Genomic DNA, 22,455 nt, shown 5'->3' on the forward strand with positions numbered 1-22,455 from the left:
ATCAGGCCTCCTCACGGGGGTAGCGGACGCCGATCTGCGCACGGATCTCGTCGAGCGCGCCCATGATCGCGACGCTCTCGGCGATCGGCAGGATGTCGCCTTCGAGGATCCCGTCGCGCACCAGGCGCTCGGCGGCATGAGCCTGATACTGCATGCCGCGGCCCGTGACCGAGGAGACGTACTCTTCCTGCACGGTGCCGTCCGGGAGGATCACGCGGAACGTGGTCGGGCTGTACCAGACCGTGTCGATGTCGATGCGGGCCGCGGTGCCGAGGATGCTCGCGACGTTGGGGCCTGCCGCCCGGGACGACGAGAGGCTGGTGGAGACCGCGCCGCCCTCATGTGTCATCACGGTCGCGACCTCGGAATCGGCGCCGGTGTCGATGAGCCTGCCCACGGCGCGGATGCTGGTCGGAGCGCCGAGGATGTCCCAGATGAAGGAGATCGGATAGATGCCGAGATCGAGCAGGGCACCGCCGCCGAGCTCGAGGGCGTTGAGCCGGTGCGCCGGGTCGGTGGGCAGCAGCTGGGTGTGATCCGCGCTGACCGCGCGGACGTCGCCCAGGGCGCCCTCGGCGATGAGCTCGCGGATGCGCACCATGTGCGGCAGATAGCGCGTCCACATGGCCTCCATGACGAGCAGTCCCCGCTCGGCCGCGAGCGCCTGCAGATCCTCGGCCTCGGCGCGGTTCAGGGTGAACGCCTTCTCGACCAGCACGTGCTTGCCGGCCTCGAGTGCGAGCCGGGCGTTCTCGTGGTGCATCGGGTGCGGCGTCGAGACGTAGACGATGTCGACGTCGGGGTCGGCGACGAGAGCGTCGTACGAGGGGTGGGCGTGGGGGATGTCGAAGCGCGAGGCGAAGGCGTCAGCCGACTCCTGCGAGCGGGATCCGACGGCCACGAGGTCGAGCCCCGCGGTTCGCAGATCGGACGCGAATGCGCCGGCGATACCGCCGGTCGCGAGGATTCCCCACCGAAGACCTGTCATGGTCTCAGCGTACGGGGTGCCGCGGACGCGATGCCGCATTCTTCGCCGGCATGCGCTCCGATCGACAGAGGCCCGCCTACGGCACCAGGATGATCTTTCCGGAGGCGGCGCCGGACTCCAGGAGCTCATGGGCCCGCACCGCCTCGGCGAGCGGCAACTGCGGTCCGAGCTCGACCGTGAAGTCCCCGGTCTCCAGGAGCGCGATCGTCTGAGGCAGCGCTTCGGCGCGCCACGCGAGCTCCTGGTCGGTGAGTGGCACCGGTGAGCCCCCGGAGAAGGCGCGGATGCCGAACGACGCGGCATCCGGTCCTCGAACGATCGTCGCGATACGGTCGCGGTCGGACACCAGCGCGAGGGACGTCTCGATCGCCTCGTCGGTGCCGGCACAGTCGAGCACCACCGTGACGGCGGAGGGGGCGGTGTCGCGGATCCGGTCGATCAGCCCGTCGCCGTAGGCCACGGGGAGGGCGCCGAGTTCGCGCAGCTGGTCGTGGCGGGCAGGGCTTCCGGTCGCGATCACGGTCGCGCCCCAGGCGACGGCGAACTGCACGGCGGCCTGCCCGACCGCCCCTGAGCCTCCGTGCACGAGAAGCACGTCGCCGGCGACGACATCGAGAGAGCGAAGGGCCTGGTAGGCGGTTCCTGCCGGGATGCCGATCGCGGCGCCCTCGGCCATCGTGACCGCGTCCGGAAGAGGGGCGAGGTGCTCCGCGGGGACGGCGAGCGCGGAGGCGTACGTGCCGTGCCCGTCTCGGATCGCCACCCGGTCGCCGACCCGGAGATCGTCGACGCCCTCGCCGAGCACCTCGATCACCCCGGCGCCGTCGAAGCCGACCGGACGCGGCTCGGTGATCGGCGGAGAGGGCCGCTTGCCGCCGCGGAGCTTCGCGTCGATCGGATTCACACCCGCCGCCTCGATCCGCACGACGACCTCACCGCGGGCCGCGACCGGGTCGGGGATCTCGATCAGGTGCAGGACGTCCGGGGAGCCGATTTCGGTGTACACGATCGCGCGAGCCATGTCCCCAGGCTATGCCCGTTTCCAGGTTCCCGGCGTGCGCCGAAGATGGGCTTGTGCCCGGTCGATGCCCTGGGCATCCTGACATTACGGGGGTTGGGCCGGGAGGCTCACGATGGCTCACAGACACAGCGCAGGTAGGCCAGAATCTCAACGACGGAGATTCCGCCTGCGAGCGATGGTGGTCGTCGGTGCGCTTCTGACGGTGATCGTCGCCGCAGTCGTGGGCCCCACGCAACCCGCCGTCGCCGCTGACAGAGTCTTCCTCATCGACTCGCTCAGCCATCAGGGCGACGACCTGAGCCCGGGCGACGGGGTGTGTCTGACCTCCACCGGAGTGTGCACGCTCCGCGCGGCGCTGCAGGAGTCCAACGCCAGCGCCGTCGACGACACCATCGTGATCGCACCGGCAGAAGACGTCGATGCCTCCACACCCGGTGTGCAGCCCAGCGGCACGATCGTGGTCTCGGGATCCGGCGCGGCAAAACTGGATGCACGTCGGAGCATTGTCGCCCTTCGGAGACGGCGGAGCGGCGTTCCTGGCGACCCGAAGCGTGGTCATCGACTTCCAGAGCCGGTTGGGAGTGGCGTCGCTCAATGACGGCAACGGCGTGGCCGCGTTCTACCTCAACGGTCCCGGTGTGACCGTGCGCAACTTCGAGAACGTCCGCTCCAATGAGACCGCCTTCGTGTTCGGCCCCAGCGGTGACGATGTCACCGTGGAGAACGGCAGCTGCGTCGATTCCGGCAGCATCGCCCTCGAACGGTGCTTCTGGTTCGCCGGCGGCTCGGATCGAGTGACCCTGCGCAACGTGGAGGTCGGCTCCCCGTGGGGTGGCGGTGGAGGAGCGATCGGCATCGCGAACGGTGCGACCCTCAACGATCTGACCCTCGACGCGATGCGGTTCATCAACCCCGACACGGATGCCTATGACGCTGTGGTCGTCCAAGGCGCGGCTGCGCTCACCCGTCTGACGATCACGGGGTCGATCTTCGACGGATTCCAACCCGGTCGTTTCCCGCTCGATCTGCGGGGGGCGACCCTCACCGAGGCTCGGATCGTCGGCAATCGGTTCATCAACATCAACAACACCTCCGGATACACGTCGGTCTGGATCAACCGGGCAGGCAGCGACAACCTGATCTCCCGCAACTCCTTCGAGCACACGCCCGGAAGGACGACCGGATTCGGCGTCTTCTTCAGCGATATGGGGCGCACCGCGTTGCAACCGAGCGGGTGGACGGTCGACTCGAACTCCTTCGACGGTCGGGTGCAGAACTCCGTGTACGTGGGCCCGGGGTCGGGGATCCTCACCGTGCAGCGCAACACCTTCGGTCCGGCATCGTTCGGAGGGGGGACGGCGACGAACGAGACGAATTCGGTCGCGCTCGTCCACAACGCGTCGCTGACGGCCAATCAAGGGATCACGACCTGGTTCCCCACCTCCGTGAGTTATGACACGCTGCAGTGCACTCTCGATGTCGTCGTCGCGCCGCCGACCGTGGGCTCGATCCCGCTCGTTCCGGTCGACCTCGACCTCTACTACACGGCCGCCACGCAGGCGGAGGTCTACCTCGGTCGAGCAGAAGCCGTGTCGACGCCGACGACCGTGACCGTTCCCTACACACTCGGCCCCGGCAACATCCGGATCCAGACGATAGCGGCCACCGGGGCGAGCTCGCAGTACTCGCGCATCGTGGCTCAGACCGAGCCGGATGGCTGCGGGCCGCGCGTCACCGTCGACCAGGCGGCCAGTCAAGCCGACCCCACCTCCGAACGTGACATCCGCTTCTCGGTCCAGTTCTCGGAGCCGATCGCCGGTGCGCTCGAAGCCGGCGCGATCGACGTGTCGAACTCGACGGCGCCGGGTGCCCGCGTGGTCGATGTCGTCGCGATCACATCGACGACGTTCGAAGTCGTCGTGCGCGCCGATGCCTCCGGGTCGGTGGAAGCAGGCTTGGCGGCGGGCGCCGTGGTCGATCTCGACGGCAACCCGTCCGTCGCTTCCACGTCCACCGACAACGTCGTCACGTATGTGTCTCCCCTCTCGCTCGCACCGACCTCGCTCACGGTGACCGAGGGGGAGGCGGGCGAAGACTATGTCGTCACCACGAGCCTCGCCGCCACCGCCCCGATCACCATCGACCAGGTGATCGCCGATCCGTCGTGGGTGTCCGTCACACCGACGCCGCTGGTCATCGGCACCACCGCGGTTTCGGGGTCGGTGACGATCGAGGCCGTCGATGACTTGCTGGTCAACGGCGATCGACCGACCTCGATCGAACATGCCGTCAGTTCCCCCGACCCCAACTTCGACGGCCTGCTCCTCGACCCGGTCGCGGTGACAGTGCTCGATGATGACGAACCGAGCGCGACCGAGTCGCTGTTGGAGACGACCGCAGGATCACGCATCGCCGATGGAACCGACGAGCACTCGGCCATCGTCACCGTCCGCAACGCCGCGGGTGAAGACCTCGCCGGCATCCTCGTCACCTTCCAGGTCTCCGACGACGCCGACCTCGGCGCGACCTCGTGTGTGACCGATGGAGCGGGCATGTGCTCGGTTCCTGTGACCTCGGTGGTCTCCGGCTTCTTCTCGGTTCAAGCATTCATCGGTGGCGCGATCGAGATCGTCGGGCCTCCGGCGACAGTCGAATTCGTCGCCGGACCGGTCTCCCTGACCACCTCGACGATCGTGTCCTCTGTTCTCTCCTTGCCGGCCGACGGCGAATCCGGCGCGGTCGTCACCGTGACGTTGCGCGATGCGCTCGGCAACCTCGTATCGACGGGCGGGGCGGTCGATATCCTCACCGACGCAGGCCAGATCGTCGGGGTGACCGACAACGGTGACGGAACCTGGACCGGGACGCTCGTGGCGCCCACGACGACGGGCATCGCGACGATCGGCTTCACCTACGAGGGCCAGCCAGGAGAGCAGACGGTGGCGGTCAACTTCACCGCCGGTGAACCGTCCGCATCGACGACGACGATAGCCGTGGACCCGGACTCTCTGGTGGCAGATGGTGTCTCGTCGTCCACCGTCACCGTCACGGTGGTCGATGGCTACGGCAATCTTGTCGGCGTCGGCGGAGCGGACATCAGCATCGCGATCGACACCGGCTCAGTCTCGACCGCGACCGACAACGGTGACGGCACGTACACGGCGACCTTCGTCGCTCCGACCACGGCAGGCGCGGCCACGCTGCGACCTGTCATCGACAGCACGATCGGCACGAATTCCGCACAGATCCAGCTCGTGCCTGGCGCGGCATCGGTGTCGGAATCCACCATCAGCGCCTCGCCGTCGGCAGTCACGGCCGACGGCGTGAGCCAATCGGCGATCACCGTGACGCTGATCGACGCCAACGGCAACCCCCTCGGCGTCGGGGGCGCTGACGTCGAGATCACCAGTGACCTCGGTAGCCTTTCCACGCCCGTGGACTACGGCGACGGCACGTACACCGCGATACTCACCGCGCCTCCCTCACCGGGCATCGCGACACTGGGCTTCGTCGTCGACGGTGCGACGGGCGACAACACCACGCAGGTGCAGTTCCTCGCGGGCGCACCCGATGCGGTGACCTCCGGCATCGTCGCCGATCCGACGGTGATCGTCGCCGACGGTGTCTCGACGGCGACGGTCACCGTCTCTGTGCGCGACGCGCAGGGCACGCTTCTGGTCGAAGGCGGTGCGGACGTCGACATCTTCACGGACGCCGGTGCAGTCACCACCACGACCGACAACGGCGACGGGACCTACGCGGCCATACTCACCGCGTCGACCACCGCCTCGGTGGCAACACTGGGCTTCCGCGTGGGCGGAGTGCTGAGTCCGAACACGACGACAGTAGAGTTCGTCGCAGGCGAGGCGGACCCGGGCAACGCTGTCATCGTGGCAGCCCCCACGACGGTGACGGCTGACGGCGTTTCGGCATCGACCGTGGAAGTGACCCTCTTCGACTCGTTCGGCAACGCGGTCGTCCCGTCCCCAGGGCAGGCGGAGTTCTCGATCACGGTGGGGACGATCACTGCCCCGACCATCTCTGCCGGCGCGGTCGTCGCCTACGCCACGTCGACGGTCAGCGGTACCGCCGAGGTGTCCTTCACGGTCGACGGGGTTCCCGCATCGGCGACGGCGGAGATCGAGTTCGTCGCCGGCAGCGCCAGTCCAGACGACTCGACGATCACGGCTGTCCCGGACACGGTTGTCGCCGACGGTGTCGCCGCCGCGGAGGTGACCGTGTCGGTCCGCGATGAGTTCGACAATCCAGTGACCACGGGCGTCGTCGTCACCCTCGAGACCACGTCGGGCTCGCTCTCGGTGCCGGTCGATCAGGGCGACGGCACCTGGACGGCGCAGGTGACCTCCGCCGTCGCCGGTGAGGCGGGCGTGTCCTTCCGGGTGGATGGGGTGCTCTCCACGCAGACGGCGTCGGTGGAGTTCGTGGCGGGTGCCCCGGATCTGGATTCGTCGACGATCGAGGCTGACCCGGTGTCGATCGAGGCGGATGGTGTGTCGAGTTCGGCTGTGACGGTGCGGCTGGTCGATGGGCAGGGGAATCCGTTGGCGGTCGGCGGTGCTGTCGTCGAGATTCTGAGTGATGTCGGTTCGGTGTCGGCGACGGTGGACAACGGTGAGGGGACGTATGGGGCGACTTTGACGTCGGACACGACGGCGGGGACGGCGACGGTGTCGTTCACGATCGATGGTGCGGCTGCTGCTGCGACGGTTGAGGTGGACTTCACGCCGGGTGCTGCTGATCTGACGCAGTCGTTGATCGACGCTGCTCCTACCGAGCTTGTTGCGGATGGTGTGTCGTCGTCGCAGGTCACGGTGACGTTGGTCGATGCCAACGGCAATCCGCTGGGCGTCGGCGGGGACGATGTGGAGATCGTGACCGACGCGGGGATGGTTTCCGGGACGGTCGACAACGGGGACGGCACGTATACGGCGACGTTGCAGGCACCGACGGCGGTGGGGGCGGCCACGGTGGGCTTCACTATCGGCGGGGTGGCTGCGGTGGCGACGGTCGAGGTCGCGTTCGTCGCCGGTGATGCGTCGGCGGACACGTCCACGATCGAGGCGGATCCGACGTCGATCACTGCGGATGGTGTGTCGACGTCGACGGTCACGGTGACGCTGAGGGATGCCGAGGGCAACCCGCTGACGTCGGGTGGTGTCGCGGTGACGATGGATACGACTGCCGGTTCGCTCAGTGCTCCCGTGGACAACGCGGATGGCACGTATACGTCGACGTTGACGTCGTCGACGGCGGCGGGGCAGGCGACTGTGACGTTCGCGATCGGCGGCGCGGTGGGCACTGATGATGCGGTGGTGACGTTCGTGGCCGGGGTGGCGGATCCGGCGACCTCGTCGATCGCGGCAGTTCCGGGTGTCATCGTCGCCGACGGCGTCTCGACGGCGCAGATCACGGTGACGCTTCGTGATGCGCAGTCGAACCCGGTCACCGATGCCGGCGACATCGTGGAGATCCTCTCCGACATCGGCACCGTCGGGGCGGTGACGGACAATGCCGACGGCACCTATACGGCGGCGTTGACGTCGACCACGCAGGCGGCGACCGCGGTGGTGAGCTTCACGGTCGATGGCGTCGATGGTGTCGCGACGACGGTGGTGCAGTTCGTGGCGGGGCAGGCGGATGCCTCCACTTCGCAGATCGACGCGCAACCGGCGGTCCTCACCGCGGATGGTGGGTCGGAGTCGATCGTCACGGTCACGCTGTATGACGCGTTCGACAACGTCCTGAACGTCTCGGGAGGGGCGGTGGTGATCGAGACGACCGCGGGAACGGTGAGTGTGACCTCCGACAACGGCGACGGGACCTATGACGCCGTGCTGACCTCGGACACGATGACCGGCACGGCCATCCTGACCTTCACCCTCGAAGGAGTCGCCGGGACGCAGACGGCGTCGGTGGAGTTCGTGGCGGGTGCTCCTGATCCCGGCACGTCCACGATCGAGGCCGACCCCGGATTCCTCGAAGCCGACGGCGTCAGCACGTCGACAATCACCGTGCGTCTGCTCGATGCTTCGGGCAACCCCGTAGGGGGAGGCGGGGACGACGTGGAGATGGCGACGACCGCGGGCAGCATCACGACCGCGGTGGACAACGGCGACGGTACCTACACCTCGATCCTCACCGCGCCCACGAGTACGGAGCCCCCGTCGGCGTCGGTGACCTTCACCGTGGATGGAGCGCCCGCGACGCGCTCGGTGGTCGTGGCGTTCGTGGCGGGGGTGCCGGATGCGGGATCGTCGACGATCTCCGTGTCCGAGGACTCGATCGTCGCGGATGGGGTGTCGACGTCGACGGTGACCGTGGTGGTGCGGGATGCACTCGGCAACCCCGTTCCGGGACTCGGGGATGTCGTGGGGGTCAGCTCGTCTGCGGGAGTGGTCGGGTCCGTCGCTGATGAGGGCGACGGGACGTATCGTGCGGTGTTGACGTCGTCGACCACGGCGGGCACCGCGACCGTGTCGTTCACCGTCGAGGATGTGCCGGGCACGGACACCGCCACAGTGGCGTTCGTGGCAGGTTCACCGGATGCGAACTCCTCGACGATTTCCGTGTCCGAGGACTCGATCGTCGCGGATGGGGTGTCGACGTCGACGGTGACCGTGGTGGTGCGGGACGCATTCGGCAACCCCGTTCCAGGGCTCGGGGATGTCGTGGGTATCAGCTCGTCCGCGGGAACGATCGGGTCGGTGTCGGATGAGGGCGATGGCACGTATCGTGCGGTGTTGACGTCGTCGACATCGGCGGGCAGCGCGACGATCACATTCACCGTCGACGGTGTGGCCGGTACGGACACGGCGACCGTGGCATTCGTGGCGGGTCCGCCGGATGCGGGGTCATCGACGATCTCCGCATCGCCTCCGCAGTTCGAAGCGGGAGCAGGCAGCTCGACGATCACCGTTCATCTCGCGGATCGCTACGGCAATCCCACGGTTGAGTCTGTCGGAGTGTCGATGATGACGACTCTCGGAAGCCTCTCCACGCCCGTCGACAACGGCGACGGTACTCACACAGCCACTCTCACGTCGGATGAGCCGGGAACGGCGATCGTCTCCTTTGCGATCAGCGGCGTGTCCGGGACCGATGTCGCGGAGGTGGAAGTGCTCGACACCACGCCTCCCGATCCGGTGGTCATCGACACCCCCGTCGACGGTTCGACGGTGGGAGCGCGTCCGGCGATAGAGGGTGACGGAGAGCCGGGTGCGACCGTGACGGTGGCTGCCAACGGTACCGACACCTGCACGACCATCGTCGGTACGGACGGACGGTGGCAGTGCTTCCCCGCGACGCCATTCGAGTCCGGCTCCGTGACACTGGTCGCCGTGCAGACGGACGCGGGAGGGAACACCTCTCCGGACTCCGACCCCGTCACCGTGACGGTCGTGGCTTCGCCGCCGCCCGCGCCGGTGCTCGACCCCACGAACGGAAGCCGTGTTTCCGGCACCTCTCTCCCCGGTCTCACCGTGACGGTGCGGGACAGTGGCGGGACCGTGATCTGTGTCAGCACCGTGGGCGCGGACTCCCGATTCGAGTGCGTACCGGACGAACCGCTCGCGCTGGGCGCGCTCGTGTCGGCGACCGCCGCCGATGAGTTCGGGAACGTCTCCGACGCGACGCTCGTTCGCGTGGGCGGCGCTCGCGTCTCTCTCGCCTTCGACTCGCGCATCGCCGGCGAAATACAAGGAGTCGTGGGGCTGGGGTTCCTCCCCGGGGAGAGCATCATCGCGACTCTGGAATCGACGCCGATCGAGCTCGGTCGTTTCACCGCTTCGGTCGGCGGGGACATCGCGTTCGAGTTCACGGTGCCGCTGGACCTCGAACCGGGAACTCACAGCGTCATCCTCGAGGGCGAGGACAGCGGTGCCGTGCGTGCGACGTTCGAGGTACGGCCACCGGCAGCGGGTGGTGGCGGCACACTTCCCACGACGGGCGGCACCGCAGTCCAGCCGTTGCTTCCACTGGGAGTCGTCTTGTTGCTCGTCGGCCTGCTGCTGGTGGCGGGAAGAGGACCTACAGGCTCGCGTCAGATCTTCGGGTGAACGCGCCTCCTGCGCCACTGACCGCGTGGTCGGACGAAGAGCGATACCGAGCGCATCCTGATCCGCTACTGGATTCGCGCAGTGCCGTACAGATCTGACGTCGTGGAGCACCGACCGGCCGCCACGGCGTTGGTATCTTGCCTGGGCGTGCCGATTCGGCGCGCTCCCTTCGATCAGGACGAACCAATGACCTCTAAGAAAACCGTTGCTGCCCCGCGTGTCGTGGCCACGATCATCGCGAGCATGCTGCTCATCTTCGGCATCGGCGCGCCCGCGATGGCCGACGCCATCGATGACGTGTCGGCTGTCGATCAGCAGTTCCAAGCGGACGCTATGGCCTTCACTGTCGTCTACTCCGATCAGTCCGCGTCAGCGGAGGACGCGGCCACCGCTGCCAGCGATTTCCAGCAGGCGGCGGCGTCGGCACAGCACGGCTTCGAGCAGGTCGCCGGTGGCACGGACGAGGAGGAGATCGTCGCCTATGCGGAAGAGTTCGCTCGTGACGCGGGCGACATGTCCGATGCCTCGGGTGAAATCGCCGATGCGTTCGCGGCGCAGGATGCGGAGGCACTGGCGGGGGCGGAAGAGAGCCTGTGGGCGGCGATGGATGCCTACAACGCGACGGTGGACGACTACAACGAGTACCTGACCGCGCTGCCGGTATCGGCACTGGACGATCCGGCGTTCACCGCCTGGCTGAACGTGCTGATCATCGCTGTCGCGTTCTTCCTCCTGTCGCTGGTGTTCGCGATCGTCACTCGGAAGCAGACGGGATTCCTGCCGCCCAAGACCGATAAGCGCGGCAAAGTGCAGCAGGTCTCCTTGCGCGCGCTCCGTCTCATGGTCGTGGGGTCGGCGGCTCTATTCGTCGTCGGTGCAGCGATTCCGTTCTTCCAGATCATCTTCGCGCAGCCGAACGCCAACGGCGAGTACACCTATCGCATCTTCTGGTACCCCTTGGCAGTCGGTGCTGTTCTCACCGTCGTCGGAGTCGTCCGATACTTCCTCGTCGCGGCGAAGGTGCGCCGCGAGGGATCTGCGCCTCAGCACGATCCGTCGGGAGCCCAGGCCATGCCGGTCGTCGCCACAACATCGACCTCTCCGGCGTCTCCTCCGCCTGTATCCCAAGGAGCTCCGCCGGCGTCGTCGGTGTAACTCTCGGGTCGCTGATCCGTCCGCGGGTCAGCGACCCGAGAGCGCCTTCATGATGCGCTGCGGCGACACCGGCTGGGCGGTACCCAGGCGCTGCGCGAACACACTCACGCGGTACTCCTCCAGCAGCCAGCGCACCTCGACGAGCGAAGGCGTCGCGTCGCGGCGGAGGGGGATCGTGCCCCCGGCGTCCTCGAACGCGTTCGCCATGCGCTCGTACTCGGTCATGCGGGCGCGGTCCTTGCCCGGCTCGCTGGCGAGGGTCTTCAGGCGGTCGAGCATCCCCTCCAGGTAGCGGGGGAACTGTGCGAGACGGTCGACACCGGCGGCGGACACGAAGCCGGCATGCAGAAGGCCGCTCAGCTGGGTGCGGATGTCGTTGAGCGGTCCGAGCAGCGCGAGCGAATTCTGGGACTTGATGCCGCGTTCGACGTCGCGGGATCGGGTGAGGATGCGTGCGACCAGCGAGACGCACGCGAAGAGATCATCGACGAGCGTGGCCGAGACCGCGTCGCGCACCGTCGCGAAGTCCGCCTCGTTGCGCACGATCCCTTCCGGCACGACACGCTCGATGGCCTTGCGGGCGACGGCCGCCCGGCAGTCCTCGATGAGAGCGGCGGCGGACGGGTACGGCGAGGCGGCGAGTGCCAGCTTCTCCTGACTCGTGAGGTGCTCCTGCACATACGAGGAGGGGGAGGGCACACCGAGCAGCACCAGGCGCAGCACGCCGTCGCGGGTGGAGGCGGCAGCGGCCTCCGGGGTCGACTCGACCCGCACCGACACGCTCTTGCCCTGGTCCACGATGGCGGGATAGCCGCGCACGACACCGCCGGCGACCCGGGTGTCGAGCACCTCGGGCAGGTCTCCGAAGGTCCACCCCGTGAGGCCGGTCTGCTCGACCGGAGCCGCGGCGACGCGTTCGGGCCCGCGACCTCCACCGGAGCTCCCGGATCGGGGAGGGGCGGCGATCGAGCGGGCGACGCTGCTGCGCGCACGGTCGGAGAGTCGCGTCTGCAGCGCCCGCAGATCGCGGCCGGAGCCGACGATCCTGCCGCGCTCGTCCACGGCGCGGAAGTTCATGCGCAGGTGCGGAGGGACCCGCTCGTCGTCGAAGTCGGTCGCGGACACGAGCTGGTTCGCGAGCGGCTGGATCCGTCGGGCGAGCGCTTCCTTGAGCGTGCGCGGAGGGAGTCCGCCGTGCGACTCCGGGCCTTCCTCGATGAGCTCGGCGCCGAACTTCTCGGCCCAGTCGGCGGCGGGGACGACATGGCGCCGGATCGCCTTGGGGAGCGCGCGCAGCAGCCCCGTCACGAGTTCGGCGCGCAGCCCCGGAACCTGCCAGTCGAAACCGCGGTCCTCGATCTGCGCGAGCAGCGGCAGCGGCACGACCACGCTGACGCCGTCGTCGTCGGCGCCGGGCTCGAACCGGTACGCGAGACCGAGCACCTGGTCGCCCTGCGTCCACCGCGTCGGGAACTCGCGCTGATCCGCGCGTTCCTCGTCGTCGATCAGGTCGCTCTCGCGCATCACGAGCAGCTTCGGCGTGGTGGCCATGGCTTCGCGCCACCAGCTCTCGAAGGAGCGCACATCGAACACCTCGGCGGGGATGCGTTCGTCGTAGAACCGGAACACGGCCTCGTCGCCGGCGAGGATGTCGCGACGGCGCTCACGCTCCTCGAGCTTCTCGAGGCGTTTGCGCAGTTCGGCGTTGCTGCGCCAGAACGCACTCACCCGCTTGTCGATGCGCGCCGGATCCCACTCGCCCTCGACGAGCGCATGCCGTACGAAGAGTTCGCGCGACGCCGCCCGGTCGATGCGCGCGAACTGCACGCGCCGTCGCGGGATGATCTCGAGCCCGAACAGCGTCACCTTCTCGAAGGCGACCGCGGCCCCGGCATCCTTCGACCAGTGGGGCTCGGTGACCTGCCGCTTGGCGAGGTCGCCCGCCAGGGGTTCGGCCCAGGCCGGGTCGATCGCGGCGACCGTGCGGGCGAACGTGCGCGAGGTCTCGACGATCTCGGCGGCGATCACCGCGCGAGGACTCTTCTTGCGCAGCCCTGACCCGGGGAAGATCGAGAAGCGGATGCCGCGGGCGCCCCGATACTCCGCGATGCGGCGGCCTTTCGGCTCCTTCGCGGGGGAGTGCGACTTGCCGGCGGGTGCCGTGCGTTCGTCCAGGATGCCGATCTGCGAGAGCAGGCCGGACAGCAGGGCGCGATGGATGGCGTCGGGGTCGCTCGTCCCGGTCTCGTCGCGCGGGCGGTCGGGGGTCTTCACGAGGGTGCGGAGTTGACGGTGCACGTCGAACCACTCCCGCACCCGCACGTAGTTGAGGTGCTCGGAGCGGCAGAGTCGGCGGAACGCACTCGAGCCGAGCTCGCGCTGCTGCTCGCGCAGGTGATTCCAGAGGTTCAGCAAGGTCAGGAAGTCGCTCGTCGGGTCGACGAAGCGTGCGTGCTGCCGGTCGGCCTCCTCGCGGCGCTCCTCCGGCCGCTCGCGCACGTCCTGGATCGTCATTCCCGAGACGATCGCGAGCACGTCGCGAGTGACCGAGCCGCCCGATCCCGTGCGTCCCGCCTCGATGAGCATCCGTGCGAACCGCGGGTCGATCGGCATGCGCGAGATCTCACGCCCCGTGCGCGTGAGGTGCGGGGAGCCGTCACGGCGGGAGGGCTCGACCGCGCCGAGCTCGGTGAGCAGGTCGAATGCCGCCTTCACGCCGCGGGAGTCGGGCGGGGTCAGGAACGGGAAGGCGCTGATGTCGCCGAAGCCGAGCGAGAGCATCTGCAGGATGACCGATGCGAGTGACGTCCGCAGGATCTCGGGCTCGGTGAATTCCGGCCTCCGGTCGAAGTCCTCCTCCGAGTAGAGGCGGATCGCGATGCCGTCGCTGGTGCGGCCCGCGCGGCCCGAGCGCTGGTTCGCCGAGGCCTGCGAGATCGCCTCGATCGGCAGGCGCTGCACCTTGGATCGGTTGCTGTAGCGCGAGATCCGGGCGGTACCGGTGTCGATCACGTACTTGATGCCGGGAACGGTGAGACTCGTCTCGGCGACGTTGGTCGCGAGGATCACCCGGCGGCGCACGCCAGGCACCCGACTGCGCTCGAACACCCGGTGCTGATCTGCGGCCGAGAGGCGTCCGAACAGCGGAAGCACCTCGGTGGGGGCACGGTCGTTCGCGTATGCGCCGCGAACGGCGTCGGTCGCGTCGCGGATCTCGGCTTCGCCGGGCAGGAACACCAGCACATCGCCCGGCGCCTCCCGGTCGAGCTCGCGCAGCGCGGAGACGATCGCCGAGACCTCGTCCTCCGGGTCGCCGGCCTGATCGTCCTCGTCGGGGTCCTCCGACGGTCCGCGGTAGCGGATCTCCACGGGATAGGTGCGCCCGGACACCTCGATGATCGGAGCCGGGGTGCCGTCGGCCGCCGCGAAGTGCTTCGCGAAACTCTCCGGATCAATCGTCGCCGAGGTGATGACGACCTTGAGGTCGGGGCGCTCGGGCAGGATGCGTGAGAGGTAGCCGAGGAGGAAATCGACGTTGAGGGAGCGCTCGTGCGCCTCGTCGATGATGATCGTGTCGTAGCGCGTGAGCAGTCGGTCGCGGTGGATCTCGTTGAGGAGGATGCCGTCGGTCATCAGTGCGATGCGGGTGGCATCGGAGACCTTGTCGGTGAAACGCACCTTGTAGCCGACCAGGGTGCCGAGCTCGACCTGGAGCTCTTCGGCGACACGCTCTGCGATGGTGCGGGCCGCGAGGCGGCGTGGCTGCGTGTGGGCGATGCGCTCCCGCCCGAGTTCGAGGGCGATCTTCGGCAGCTGTGTCGTCTTGCCGGATCCGGTGGCCCCCGCGACGATCACGACCTGGTGGTCGCGGATGGCGTCGGCGATCTCGGCCCTGGCTGCGCTGACGGGCAGCTCCGGCGGATAGGAGATCACAGGGGAGGACATAGCCCTCCATCGTACGACGGGTTCGGCCCCCTACGATCAACGGGTGATCAACGCACTGCCTCCCGTCCGGTGGTTCCGCGAATTCGGGCGACCTCCGCGCATCCTCGGCCTCGATGTCGCCCGGGCCCTGGCCATCCTCGGCATGGTCGGAGCGCACATCGGCGAGACCGAGTCGTTCGACTGGTTCGAACCGTCGACGTGGACCTCTCTGGTGAACGGGCGTTCGTCGATCCTGTTCGCGGTGCTCGCCGGAGTCTCGATCGCGCTGATGACCGGGCGCAGCACGTTGCCTGAGCGCGAGCGCATCCCCGGCCTCCGACTGAATCTCATCGGCCGGGGTGCGGTGATCTTCGTGATCGGCCTGGCGCTGGAGATGCTGAACACCCCGATCGCGATCATCCTCACCCTTTACGGGCTCCTGTACGTCGCGGTGATCCCGTTCCTGCGCTGGCGGCCCTGGCAGTTGCTGCTCGCCGCCGCCGTGCTCGCGCTGCTCGGGCCCGCGCTGCTCGCGTTCCTGAACGCGGTGATGCTGCACCCCTTCGGGTCGGGCATCGGCTTCGTCCTGTACGGCACCTATCCGATCACGGTCTGGCTGGCGCTCGTCCTCGGCGGTATGGCCCTGGGGCGGATGCACGTGGAGCAGGTGCGCACCGCCGTGGTCGCGCTGATCGTCGGTTTCGTATTGGCGGTCGCCGGGTACGGCCTCGGTGCCCTCGGACAGGCCGCGGGGATCACCGGCGCCGTCAGCAGGAGCTCGTCGTTCAGCGGGAGCTCGTCGTTCGAGGGGAGCTCGTCCGGGTGGGCGGAGTACCCGCAGGCGCTCGCCGAAGCGGATCCCGGGGGAGCGGTGCTCCTGGCGGTCTTCTCGGTCGATCCGCACAGCGGGGGAACGGCCGAGGTCCTCGGCTCCGGGGGCTTCGCACTCGTCGTGATCGCGCTGTGTCTGCTGGCGAGTCGACCCTTGCGGGGGGTGCTGCTGCCGTTGGGAGCACTCGGATCCATGCCGTTGACGGCATACAGCGCGCATGTGCTCTCGATCGTCCTGGTGAGCGGACCCGGTGGGTTCTTCTCGAGCAACGATTTCTGGGCGGCGACCACGCTGGGGCTGCTGGTGCTCACGACGCTCTGGTCGATGTTCTTCGGGCGCGGTCCGCTGGAACGCCTGGTCGGGCGCGGCGCCGCGGCGATGGCGGCTGTCCCACACCGGTCCTAGGCTGGGGCGATGAGCATTCCTGCACTCGAACTGAACGACGGCAACTCCATCCCGCAACTCGGCTACGGCGTCTTCAAGGTGCCGCCGGCAGACACCGAGCGTGCGGTGAGCGAGGCGCTCGAAATCGGCTACCGCCACATCGACACCGCGGCGATCTACGGCAATGAAGAGGGCGTGGGCGCCGCCATCGCCTCCTCGGGCATCGCACGCGACGACCTGTTCATCACGACCAAGCTCTGGAACGACCGCCACCACGACGAGGAGCCGCGCGCGGCCATCGCCGAGAGTCTCGAGAAGCTCGGTCTGGAGAAGGTCGATCTGTACCTCGTGCACTGGCCCACGCCGGCCAAGGACGACTACGTGCACGCTTTCGCGAAGCTGGTCGAGCTGCGCGACGCGGGCCTCACCCGCAGCATCGGCGTCTCGAACTTCCTCGTGCCCCACCTGGAGCGCACGGTGAAGGAGACGGGCGTGGTTCCCGCAGTGAACCAGATCGAGCTGCACCCGGCCTACCAGCAGCGCGACGTGGTCGCCTGGGCCGACGCGAACGGCGTGCGCATCGAGGCATGGGGTCCGCTCGGGCAGGGCAAGTACGACTTGTTCGGGACGCCCGCGGTCGCGGATGCCGCCGCGGCGCACGGTGTCACCCCGGCACAGGCCGTGCTGCGCTGGCACCTGCAGAAGGGCATCATCGTGTTCCCGAAGTCGGTGCGCGCCGAGCGTCTGCGCGAGAACCTCGATGTGTTCGGCTTCGAACTGACCGACGCCGAGGTCGCGGCGATCGACGCCCTCGACCCGCTCGACGGCTCGGGCCGCGTGGGGTCGCACCCGGACGAGGTCAACTGACCCCGTGATACCGGGGCTCTCGGGCCCAGATGACGCCCCGTGTCGCCGTGCGCGACAGGGGGCGTCGTCGTGAGTACCGTCGAGGCATGACAGCTCCGTTCCGCGTCGTCGCCGTGTCGGGATCCCTGCACGAGCCCAGCAAGACCACCGCCCTGGTCCGCGCGATCACGGCCGCCGTCGCCGAGCGCGCCGACGTCGAGGCGCAGCTCATCGAGCTGACGCAGATCGGTCCCGGGCTGGCGGGTGCGCTGCACCGTGACCAGCTGGCGCCGGAGGTCGAAGCGCAGTTGCAGGCGATCGAATCCGCCGACCTGCTCATCGTGGGCAGCCCCGTCTACCGAGCCTCGTTCACCGGGCTCTTCAAGCACCTGTTCGACTTCGTCGGTCAATACGACCTCGTGGGAAAGCCCGTGCTGCTCGCCGCGACCGGCGGCGGGGAGAAGCACGCCCTGATCATCGAGCACCAGCTGCGGCCGTTGTTCGCGTTCTTCCAGGCGCTCACCCTTCCGCTCGGGGTGTACGCGAGCAACACGGACTTCGACGGCTACGAGATCGCTTCCGACGTGCTGCGCGCCCGCATCGCGCTGGCCGCGGATCGTGCCCTGCCTCTGGTCGGCTACGCGGCCTCCCGTCCGGTGGAGCTGCTGGTCGGCTGAGCGCGTCACCGTCGCGCGGCGTAGCGTGAAGGCATGACCAACCGGCTCGCCGACACCCTCAGTCCGTACCTCCGTGCGCATGCCGACAACCCCGTCGACTGGTATCCGTGGGGCGAGGAAGCGTTCGCGGAGGCGAGGCGACGCGATGTGCCGCTGTTGATCTCGATCGGCTACTCGACCTGTCACTGGTGTCACGTGATGGCACGCGAATCGTTCGCGGACCCGGAGACCGCCGCGCGGATCAACGAGGGCTTCGTCGCGGTCAAGGTCGATCGCGAGGAGCATCCGCAGGTCGACGGTGCCTACATGGCCGCGGCTTCGGCGTTCACCCAGAACCTCGGTTGGCCGCTCACGGTCTTCGCCACCCCGCGCGGGCGCACCTTCTTCGCCGGCACCTACTGGCCGCCGGAGGCTCGGCCGCCGATGCCGGCGTTCCGTGACGTCCTCGCCGCGGTCGGGGAGGCGTGGACACTGCGGCGGGTGCAGGCAGAGGAGTCGGCGGATGCCGTGACCGATGCGCTCACCCGTGCGGCGGAGGCCACGCCGTCCGAACTCCCGGACGTGGTCGCGATCGCGACGGCTGCGGAGTCGATCGCCCAGCGGGAAGATCAGCAGTTCGGTGGCTTCGGCGGCGCCCCGAAGTTCCCCGTCGCCACCACCTTGCGATTCCTGCAGCATCCGCTCGTGCGGGAGGGTGCTCCGGAGGCGGGGGCGTCAGCGGGGCGCGCGCTCGCCGCGATGACCCGATCGGACCTGCGCGATGCCGACGGCGGGTTCTTCCGCTACGCCACCCAGCGCGACTGGACGGTGCCGCACTACGAGCGGATGCTGACCGACAACGCGCAGCTGCTCGACGTCGCGCGCGACGCGGGGGAGGAGGACCTCGTCCGCGGGATCGTGTCATTCCTGACCGGGGTCCTGCAGCGAGACGGCGGCGGGTTCGGTGCCGCCCAGGATTCGGAGTCGTGGGTCGAGGGCGCTCGCAGCGAGGGCGGGTACTACCGGCGTGCGCTGCCCGAACGTGCGGGCCTTGCGCCGCCCGCTGTCGATGGCAAGGTGATCACCGGGTGGAACGGCCTCGCGATCGGTGCGCTCGCCCGGGCCGGGGCGACCTTCGGAGAGCGGAGCTGGATCGATGCCGCCGCGTCCGCCGCCGACGAGGTGCTGCGGGTCAACCGCGATGCCGACGGCGCTCTCGTCCGCGCGTCCTTCGAGGGGCGGGCCTCTGCCGCGGTCGCGACCGCGGCAGATCGTGGACTTCTCGCCGACGGTCTGTTCGCTCTGGCCCTGGCCACCGGCGAGGCGACCTGGGCGGTGGCGGCCCGCGGGATCCTCGACGACGCACTGGAGGGCACAGCGGGTGAGGATCCGTTGCTGTCGGCCCAAGGGATCGCGGCGTCGCCCGACCAGACCGACGGCGACCTGCCCTCGGATGCCGCGGCCGTGGCCGGCGCCGCACTGACCGCCTGGTGGCTGGGAGCGGGGGACCGGTATCGCGCCGCTGCTGTGTCGACGGTGAGCATGCTGGCCGCGCGGGCGCTGGAGCAGCCCTTCGCCCACGGCACCCTGCTGCGGGTGGCTGCGGGCCTCGCGATCCCGCCGCGCCAACTCGTCGTGGTCACCGGAGCGCGCGACAGTGCGCTCGGCCTCGCAGGCAGGGGCGCGGATGCCGAAGTCGTCGCCGTGGTCGCGCCCGATCAGGCGCGGGCGTTCACGGATGCCGGATTCAGCCTGTTCGAGGGCAAGGACGCGGTGGCGGAACGCGCCTATGACTGCCGCGCGTTCGTGTGCCGGTTGCCCGTGAGCGACCCGGCCGAGGTGTCGATCGGGCGGTGACGGTCAGTTCTGGTTGCGCGGATGCCGGCGGGCGGTGCGCTCGTTGCCGCGGCGGTAGTTCCCGGTCGCGCGCGCCATCAGCAGCTGCGCGTCGCCGCTCGCGGCCTGCGCGAGGAACTCCTGGGCCCGTGCACCGCGCAGCACGGTCGCGGTGACGCCGCGATGGCGGATGACGACGTCGTCACCGCGCACCGCGAACTCGAATCCGGAGGGGCTGCCCATGCGGCGAGCCTAGCGCCCGGTGATTCGGTGGCTCGACGGCGCGGTGCTCACACCCAGCCGGGCAGCCAGTTGTGCAGCAGCCAGAACTGGTACGGCACGCTCATCCCGGTCCACAGCGGCAGGAAGAACACCGACACGAGAACGACGAACGCGAGGAAGATCAGCACCGTGCGCTCGCCGGACTGCCGACGGTACAAGGGGTCTTCGCGTCGTCCGGCGATGACCCGCAGCGTCATGGCGAGCGCGAGCACGAGGAACGGCATCATCACCACCGTGTAGAACTGGAAGATCGTGCGCTCGGGGAACATCAGCCACGGGAGATAGGTGACCGCTAGGCCGACCAGGGGGACGGTCAGTGCGGGCGCGATCGGCTGCCGGGTGATCCAGCTCCGCACCAGCCGGTAGAGCAGGTACACCGCTGCCGCCACCCCGCCGTACCAGATGAGCGGATTCGGGACGGCGGAGATCACGCCGATGCAATGGTCCGTGCCGCAGCCGGTGGGATCGGAATCCACCCAGACCGCCGTCGGGCGCAGCAGGAACGGCCACTCCCAGGCGGGACTCGCGTAGGGGTGTCCGCGGCTCAGGCCGACGTGGAAGCCGAGCATCGACTCGTGGTACTTCCACAGCGCGAGCAGCGGGTTCGGGTCGCTCTGCCGGTCGTAGCCCCCCGAGGTCAGGAGCCACCCCGTCCAGCTGACCAGGTACACGGCCAGCGCGGGGAAGACGAAAAGGACGAACGAGACCGGCCCCTGCCGGAACGCGGCGGCGGTCGGCCACAGCACCACGCCGGCCCGACGCCTCGCCAACGCGTCGGTCACCACGACGTAGAGGCCGAAACCGGCGAGGACGTACAAGCCCGACCACTTCACGGCAGAAGCCGCACCCAGGGCGGCACCGGCGGCGATCAGCCACGGCCGGCGCCACAGCACCGGCCCCCAGAACGGGTCGGGCGTCTCGGGATCGCGTCGCTCGAGCTGCGGGATCGTGCGCTGCCGATCGATGAGGACGAACAGCACGCCGAGCAGGACGAAGAACGTCAGGATGCCGTCGAGCAGCGCGATCCGGCTCATCACGATGCTCAGGCCGTCGATCGCCAGGAGCGTTCCGGCGACGGATGCCACGACCACCGATCCGCTCAGACGCCGCGCGATCAGATACACCAGGAGGACCGAGCCCGCTCCGAGGATCGCGGTGGCCAGACGCCATCCGCCGCTGTTCTCGGGCCCGCCGATCGCCATGCCCAGCGCGATGAGCCACTTGCCGAGCGGGGGATGCACGATGAACGAGCCCGCATCCGAGAGCGGGAGGCTCTGCCCGGTCGCGAACGCCTCGTTCGCCTCGCCACCCCAGGTGCCCTCGTAGCCGAGCGTCCACAGGGACCAGGCGTCCTTGACGTAGTAGGTCTCATCGAAGGCGAGCTCATGCGGGTGGGACACGCCGACCAGGCGCAGCACCGCCGCCACCGCGGTGATCACCAGCGGCGCGAGCCACCGGATCGCGCGGCCCCAGTCCGGGTCCTGCAGCAGCCGGTCCCGCAACCGTCCGTAGTGCGTCAGCCGCGCCTCGGGGGCGGGCAGGAGCGGGTCGGGCGCGGTCACCGCTCCAGCCTAGACAACGCCCCTTTCGGGGGAGCTGCATCCGGCGCGCCTAAGCTGGGCGGGTGATCATCCTCGCCGCCACCCCGATCGGAAACCTGGGCGACGCGTCGCGACGCCTCGTGGAGGTGCTGGAGAACGCGGAGGTCGTCGTCGCGGAAGACACCCGCACCACGCAGCGTCTGCTCAAGGCGCTGCAGATCGACAATCGTCCTCGCCTGATCGCACTGCACGACCACAACGAGAAGCAGAAGGCCGCCGAACTGGCTGCGCTCGCGGCGGAGACCGACATCGTGGTGATGAGCGATGCAGGAATGCCGACCGTCAGCGACCCCGGCTACGGGCTGGTGGCCGAGGCCGTGGCGCAGGGGGTCACCGTCACCGCGATCCCCGGTCCGAGCGCCGTGCTGATGGCGCTCGCGATCTCGGGACTTCCGACCGACCGCTTCACGTTCGAGGGGTTCCTCCCGCGCAAGCCGGGGGAGCGGCGATCGACCCTCCGCGCCCTGGCCGCCGAGCCGCGCACCATGGTCTTCTTCGAGTCTCCGGCCCGGCTCGCGAGCGTTCTCGCCGACATGGGCGCTGCGTTCGGCGACGAGCGGCGGATCGCGGTGTGTCGTGAGCTCACGAAGCTGTACGAGGAGGTCCGCCGTGGCACCGCGGCCGAGCTCCACGATTGGGCCGAGAACGGCGTGAAGGGCGAGATCGTCGTCGTCGTCGAAGGAGCGGCGCGCCGGGATGCCTCCCCGGAAGATGCTCTGGCGCAGGTGCAGAGGCTGGTCGCGGAAGGCGTCCGCTTGAAGGACGCGTCCTCCGAGGTCGCCGCGCTCACCGGTCTCTCCTCCCGCGACCTCTACCAGGCCGCCCTCGCCGCCCGCTCCGGGGCCGGTGCCTGAG

12 protein-coding genes and 1 pseudogene are annotated in these 22,455 nt (G+C 69.1%); 8 read left to right on the top strand and 5 right to left on the bottom strand.

Annotation, left to right across the window (positions count from 1 at the left end):
- Nucleotide 1 precedes the first annotated feature (1 nt).
- Together KV397_RS04955 and KV397_RS04960 are read right to left on the bottom strand one after the other, a co-directional pair.
- The gene (locus tag KV397_RS04955) at nt 2-988 is read right to left on the bottom strand and encodes a Gfo/Idh/MocA family protein (RefSeq protein ID WP_261812303.1); all 987 of its coding nucleotides are present in this window, start codon (nt 986-988) and stop codon (nt 2-4) included.
- A gap of 76 nt (nt 989-1,064) precedes the next feature.
- The gene (locus KV397_RS04960) at nt 1,065-2,009 is read right to left on the bottom strand and encodes a quinone oxidoreductase family protein (protein WP_261812304.1); all 945 of its coding nucleotides are present in this window, start codon (nt 2,007-2,009) and stop codon (nt 1,065-1,067) included.
- 175 nt (nt 2,010-2,184) lie between these two features.
- Here KV397_RS04960 and KV397_RS04965 point away from each other — a divergent pair, with 175 nt between their 5' ends.
- From KV397_RS04965 to KV397_RS04975, 3 genes are all read left to right on the top strand, one after another.
- Nucleotides 2,185-2,607, top strand: a complete 423-nt coding sequence (locus KV397_RS04965) for a hypothetical protein (protein ID WP_261812305.1) — start codon at nt 2,185-2,187, stop codon at nt 2,605-2,607.
- A complete protein-coding gene (locus KV397_RS04970; RefSeq protein WP_261812306.1) occupies nt 2,513-10,084 on the top strand; it encodes an invasin domain 3-containing protein in 7,572 nt (2,523 codons plus the stop codon). The genes KV397_RS04965 and KV397_RS04970 overlap by 95 nt, the downstream gene beginning before the upstream one ends.
- 186 nt (nt 10,085-10,270) lie before the next feature.
- Nucleotides 10,271-11,239, top strand: coding sequence for a hypothetical protein (locus KV397_RS04975; RefSeq protein ID WP_261812307.1), 969 nt, complete (start codon nt 10,271-10,273; stop codon nt 11,237-11,239).
- Between the two features lie 27 nt (nt 11,240-11,266).
- On the opposite strand, the pseudogene hrpA reads toward KV397_RS04975, so the two are convergent.
- Nucleotides 11,267-15,187 (bottom strand): annotated as a pseudogene (hrpA, locus tag KV397_RS04980) (ATP-dependent RNA helicase HrpA); the annotation flags it as partial.
- A gap of 40 nt (nt 15,188-15,227) precedes the next feature.
- On the opposite strand from hrpA, the gene KV397_RS04985 reads away from it, so the two are divergent.
- From KV397_RS04985 to KV397_RS05000, 4 genes are all read left to right on the top strand, one after another.
- A complete protein-coding gene (locus KV397_RS04985; protein ID WP_261812308.1) occupies nt 15,228-16,400 on the top strand; it encodes a DUF1624 domain-containing protein in 1,173 nt (390 codons plus the stop codon).
- Between the two features lie 9 nt (nt 16,401-16,409).
- Nucleotides 16,410-17,246: an aldo/keto reductase gene (locus tag KV397_RS04990; RefSeq protein WP_131491557.1), complete on the top strand. Its 837-nt coding sequence runs from the start codon at nt 16,410-16,412 to the stop codon at nt 17,244-17,246.
- Nucleotides 17,247-17,332: 86 nt separating this feature from the next.
- The gene (gene msuE, locus KV397_RS04995) at nt 17,333-17,902 is read left to right on the top strand and encodes an FMN reductase (RefSeq protein WP_131491558.1); all 570 of its coding nucleotides are present in this window, start codon (nt 17,333-17,335) and stop codon (nt 17,900-17,902) included.
- Nucleotides 17,903-17,935: 33 nt separating this feature from the next.
- The gene (locus tag KV397_RS05000; RefSeq protein WP_261812309.1) at nt 17,936-19,738 is read left to right on the top strand and encodes a thioredoxin domain-containing protein; all 1,803 of its coding nucleotides are present in this window, start codon (nt 17,936-17,938) and stop codon (nt 19,736-19,738) included.
- Between the two features lie 3 nt (nt 19,739-19,741).
- Here KV397_RS05000 and KV397_RS05005 read toward each other — a convergent pair whose 3' ends face one another.
- Together KV397_RS05005 and KV397_RS05010 are read right to left on the bottom strand one after the other, a co-directional pair.
- Complete coding sequence (locus KV397_RS05005; protein WP_261812310.1) at nt 19,742-19,960, bottom strand: hypothetical protein; 219 nt, start codon at nt 19,958-19,960, stop codon at nt 19,742-19,744.
- A gap of 47 nt (nt 19,961-20,007) precedes the next feature.
- Nucleotides 20,008-21,561 (bottom strand): dolichyl-phosphate-mannose--protein mannosyltransferase, encoded by a 1,554-nt coding sequence (locus tag KV397_RS05010; RefSeq protein ID WP_261812311.1) that lies wholly within the window; start codon nt 21,559-21,561, stop codon nt 20,008-20,010.
- Between the two features lie 62 nt (nt 21,562-21,623).
- Between KV397_RS05010 and rsmI the strand changes: the two genes are divergently transcribed.
- Entirely contained in the window at nt 21,624-22,454 is an 831-nt protein-coding gene (gene rsmI, locus KV397_RS05015) for a 16S rRNA (cytidine(1402)-2'-O)-methyltransferase (protein WP_261812312.1), read from the top strand.
- The last annotated feature ends 1 nt before the right edge of the window (nt 22,455 follow it).

The organism is Microbacterium aurugineum (genome assembly GCF_023101205.1).
GTDB classification, from domain to species: domain Bacteria; phylum Actinomycetota; class Actinomycetes; order Actinomycetales; family Microbacteriaceae; genus Microbacterium; species Microbacterium aurugineum.

Excerpts from the sequence above, each read along its gene's own strand:
- KV397_RS04955 (WP_261812303.1), bottom strand. The coding sequence starts at position 988 with ATGACAGGTCTTCGGTGGGGAATCCTCGCGACCGGCGGTATCGCCGGC.
- KV397_RS04975 (WP_261812307.1), top strand. The coding sequence starts at position 10,271 with ATGACCTCTAAGAAAACCGTTGCTGCCCCGCGTGTCGTGGCCACGATC.
- KV397_RS05000 (WP_261812309.1), top strand. The coding sequence starts at position 17,936 with ATGACCAACCGGCTCGCCGACACCCTCAGTCCGTACCTCCGTGCGCAT.
- KV397_RS04990 (WP_131491557.1), top strand. The coding sequence starts at position 16,410 with ATGAGCATTCCTGCACTCGAACTGAACGACGGCAACTCCATCCCGCAA.
- KV397_RS04965 (WP_261812305.1), top strand. The coding sequence starts at position 2,185 with ATGGTGGTCGTCGGTGCGCTTCTGACGGTGATCGTCGCCGCAGTCGTG.
- msuE (WP_131491558.1), top strand. The coding sequence starts at position 17,333 with ATGACAGCTCCGTTCCGCGTCGTCGCCGTGTCGGGATCCCTGCACGAG.
- KV397_RS05005 (WP_261812310.1), bottom strand. The coding sequence starts at position 19,960 with ATGGGCAGCCCCTCCGGATTCGAGTTCGCGGTGCGCGGTGACGACGTC.
- KV397_RS04960 (WP_261812304.1), bottom strand. The coding sequence starts at position 2,009 with ATGGCTCGCGCGATCGTGTACACCGAAATCGGCTCCCCGGACGTCCTG.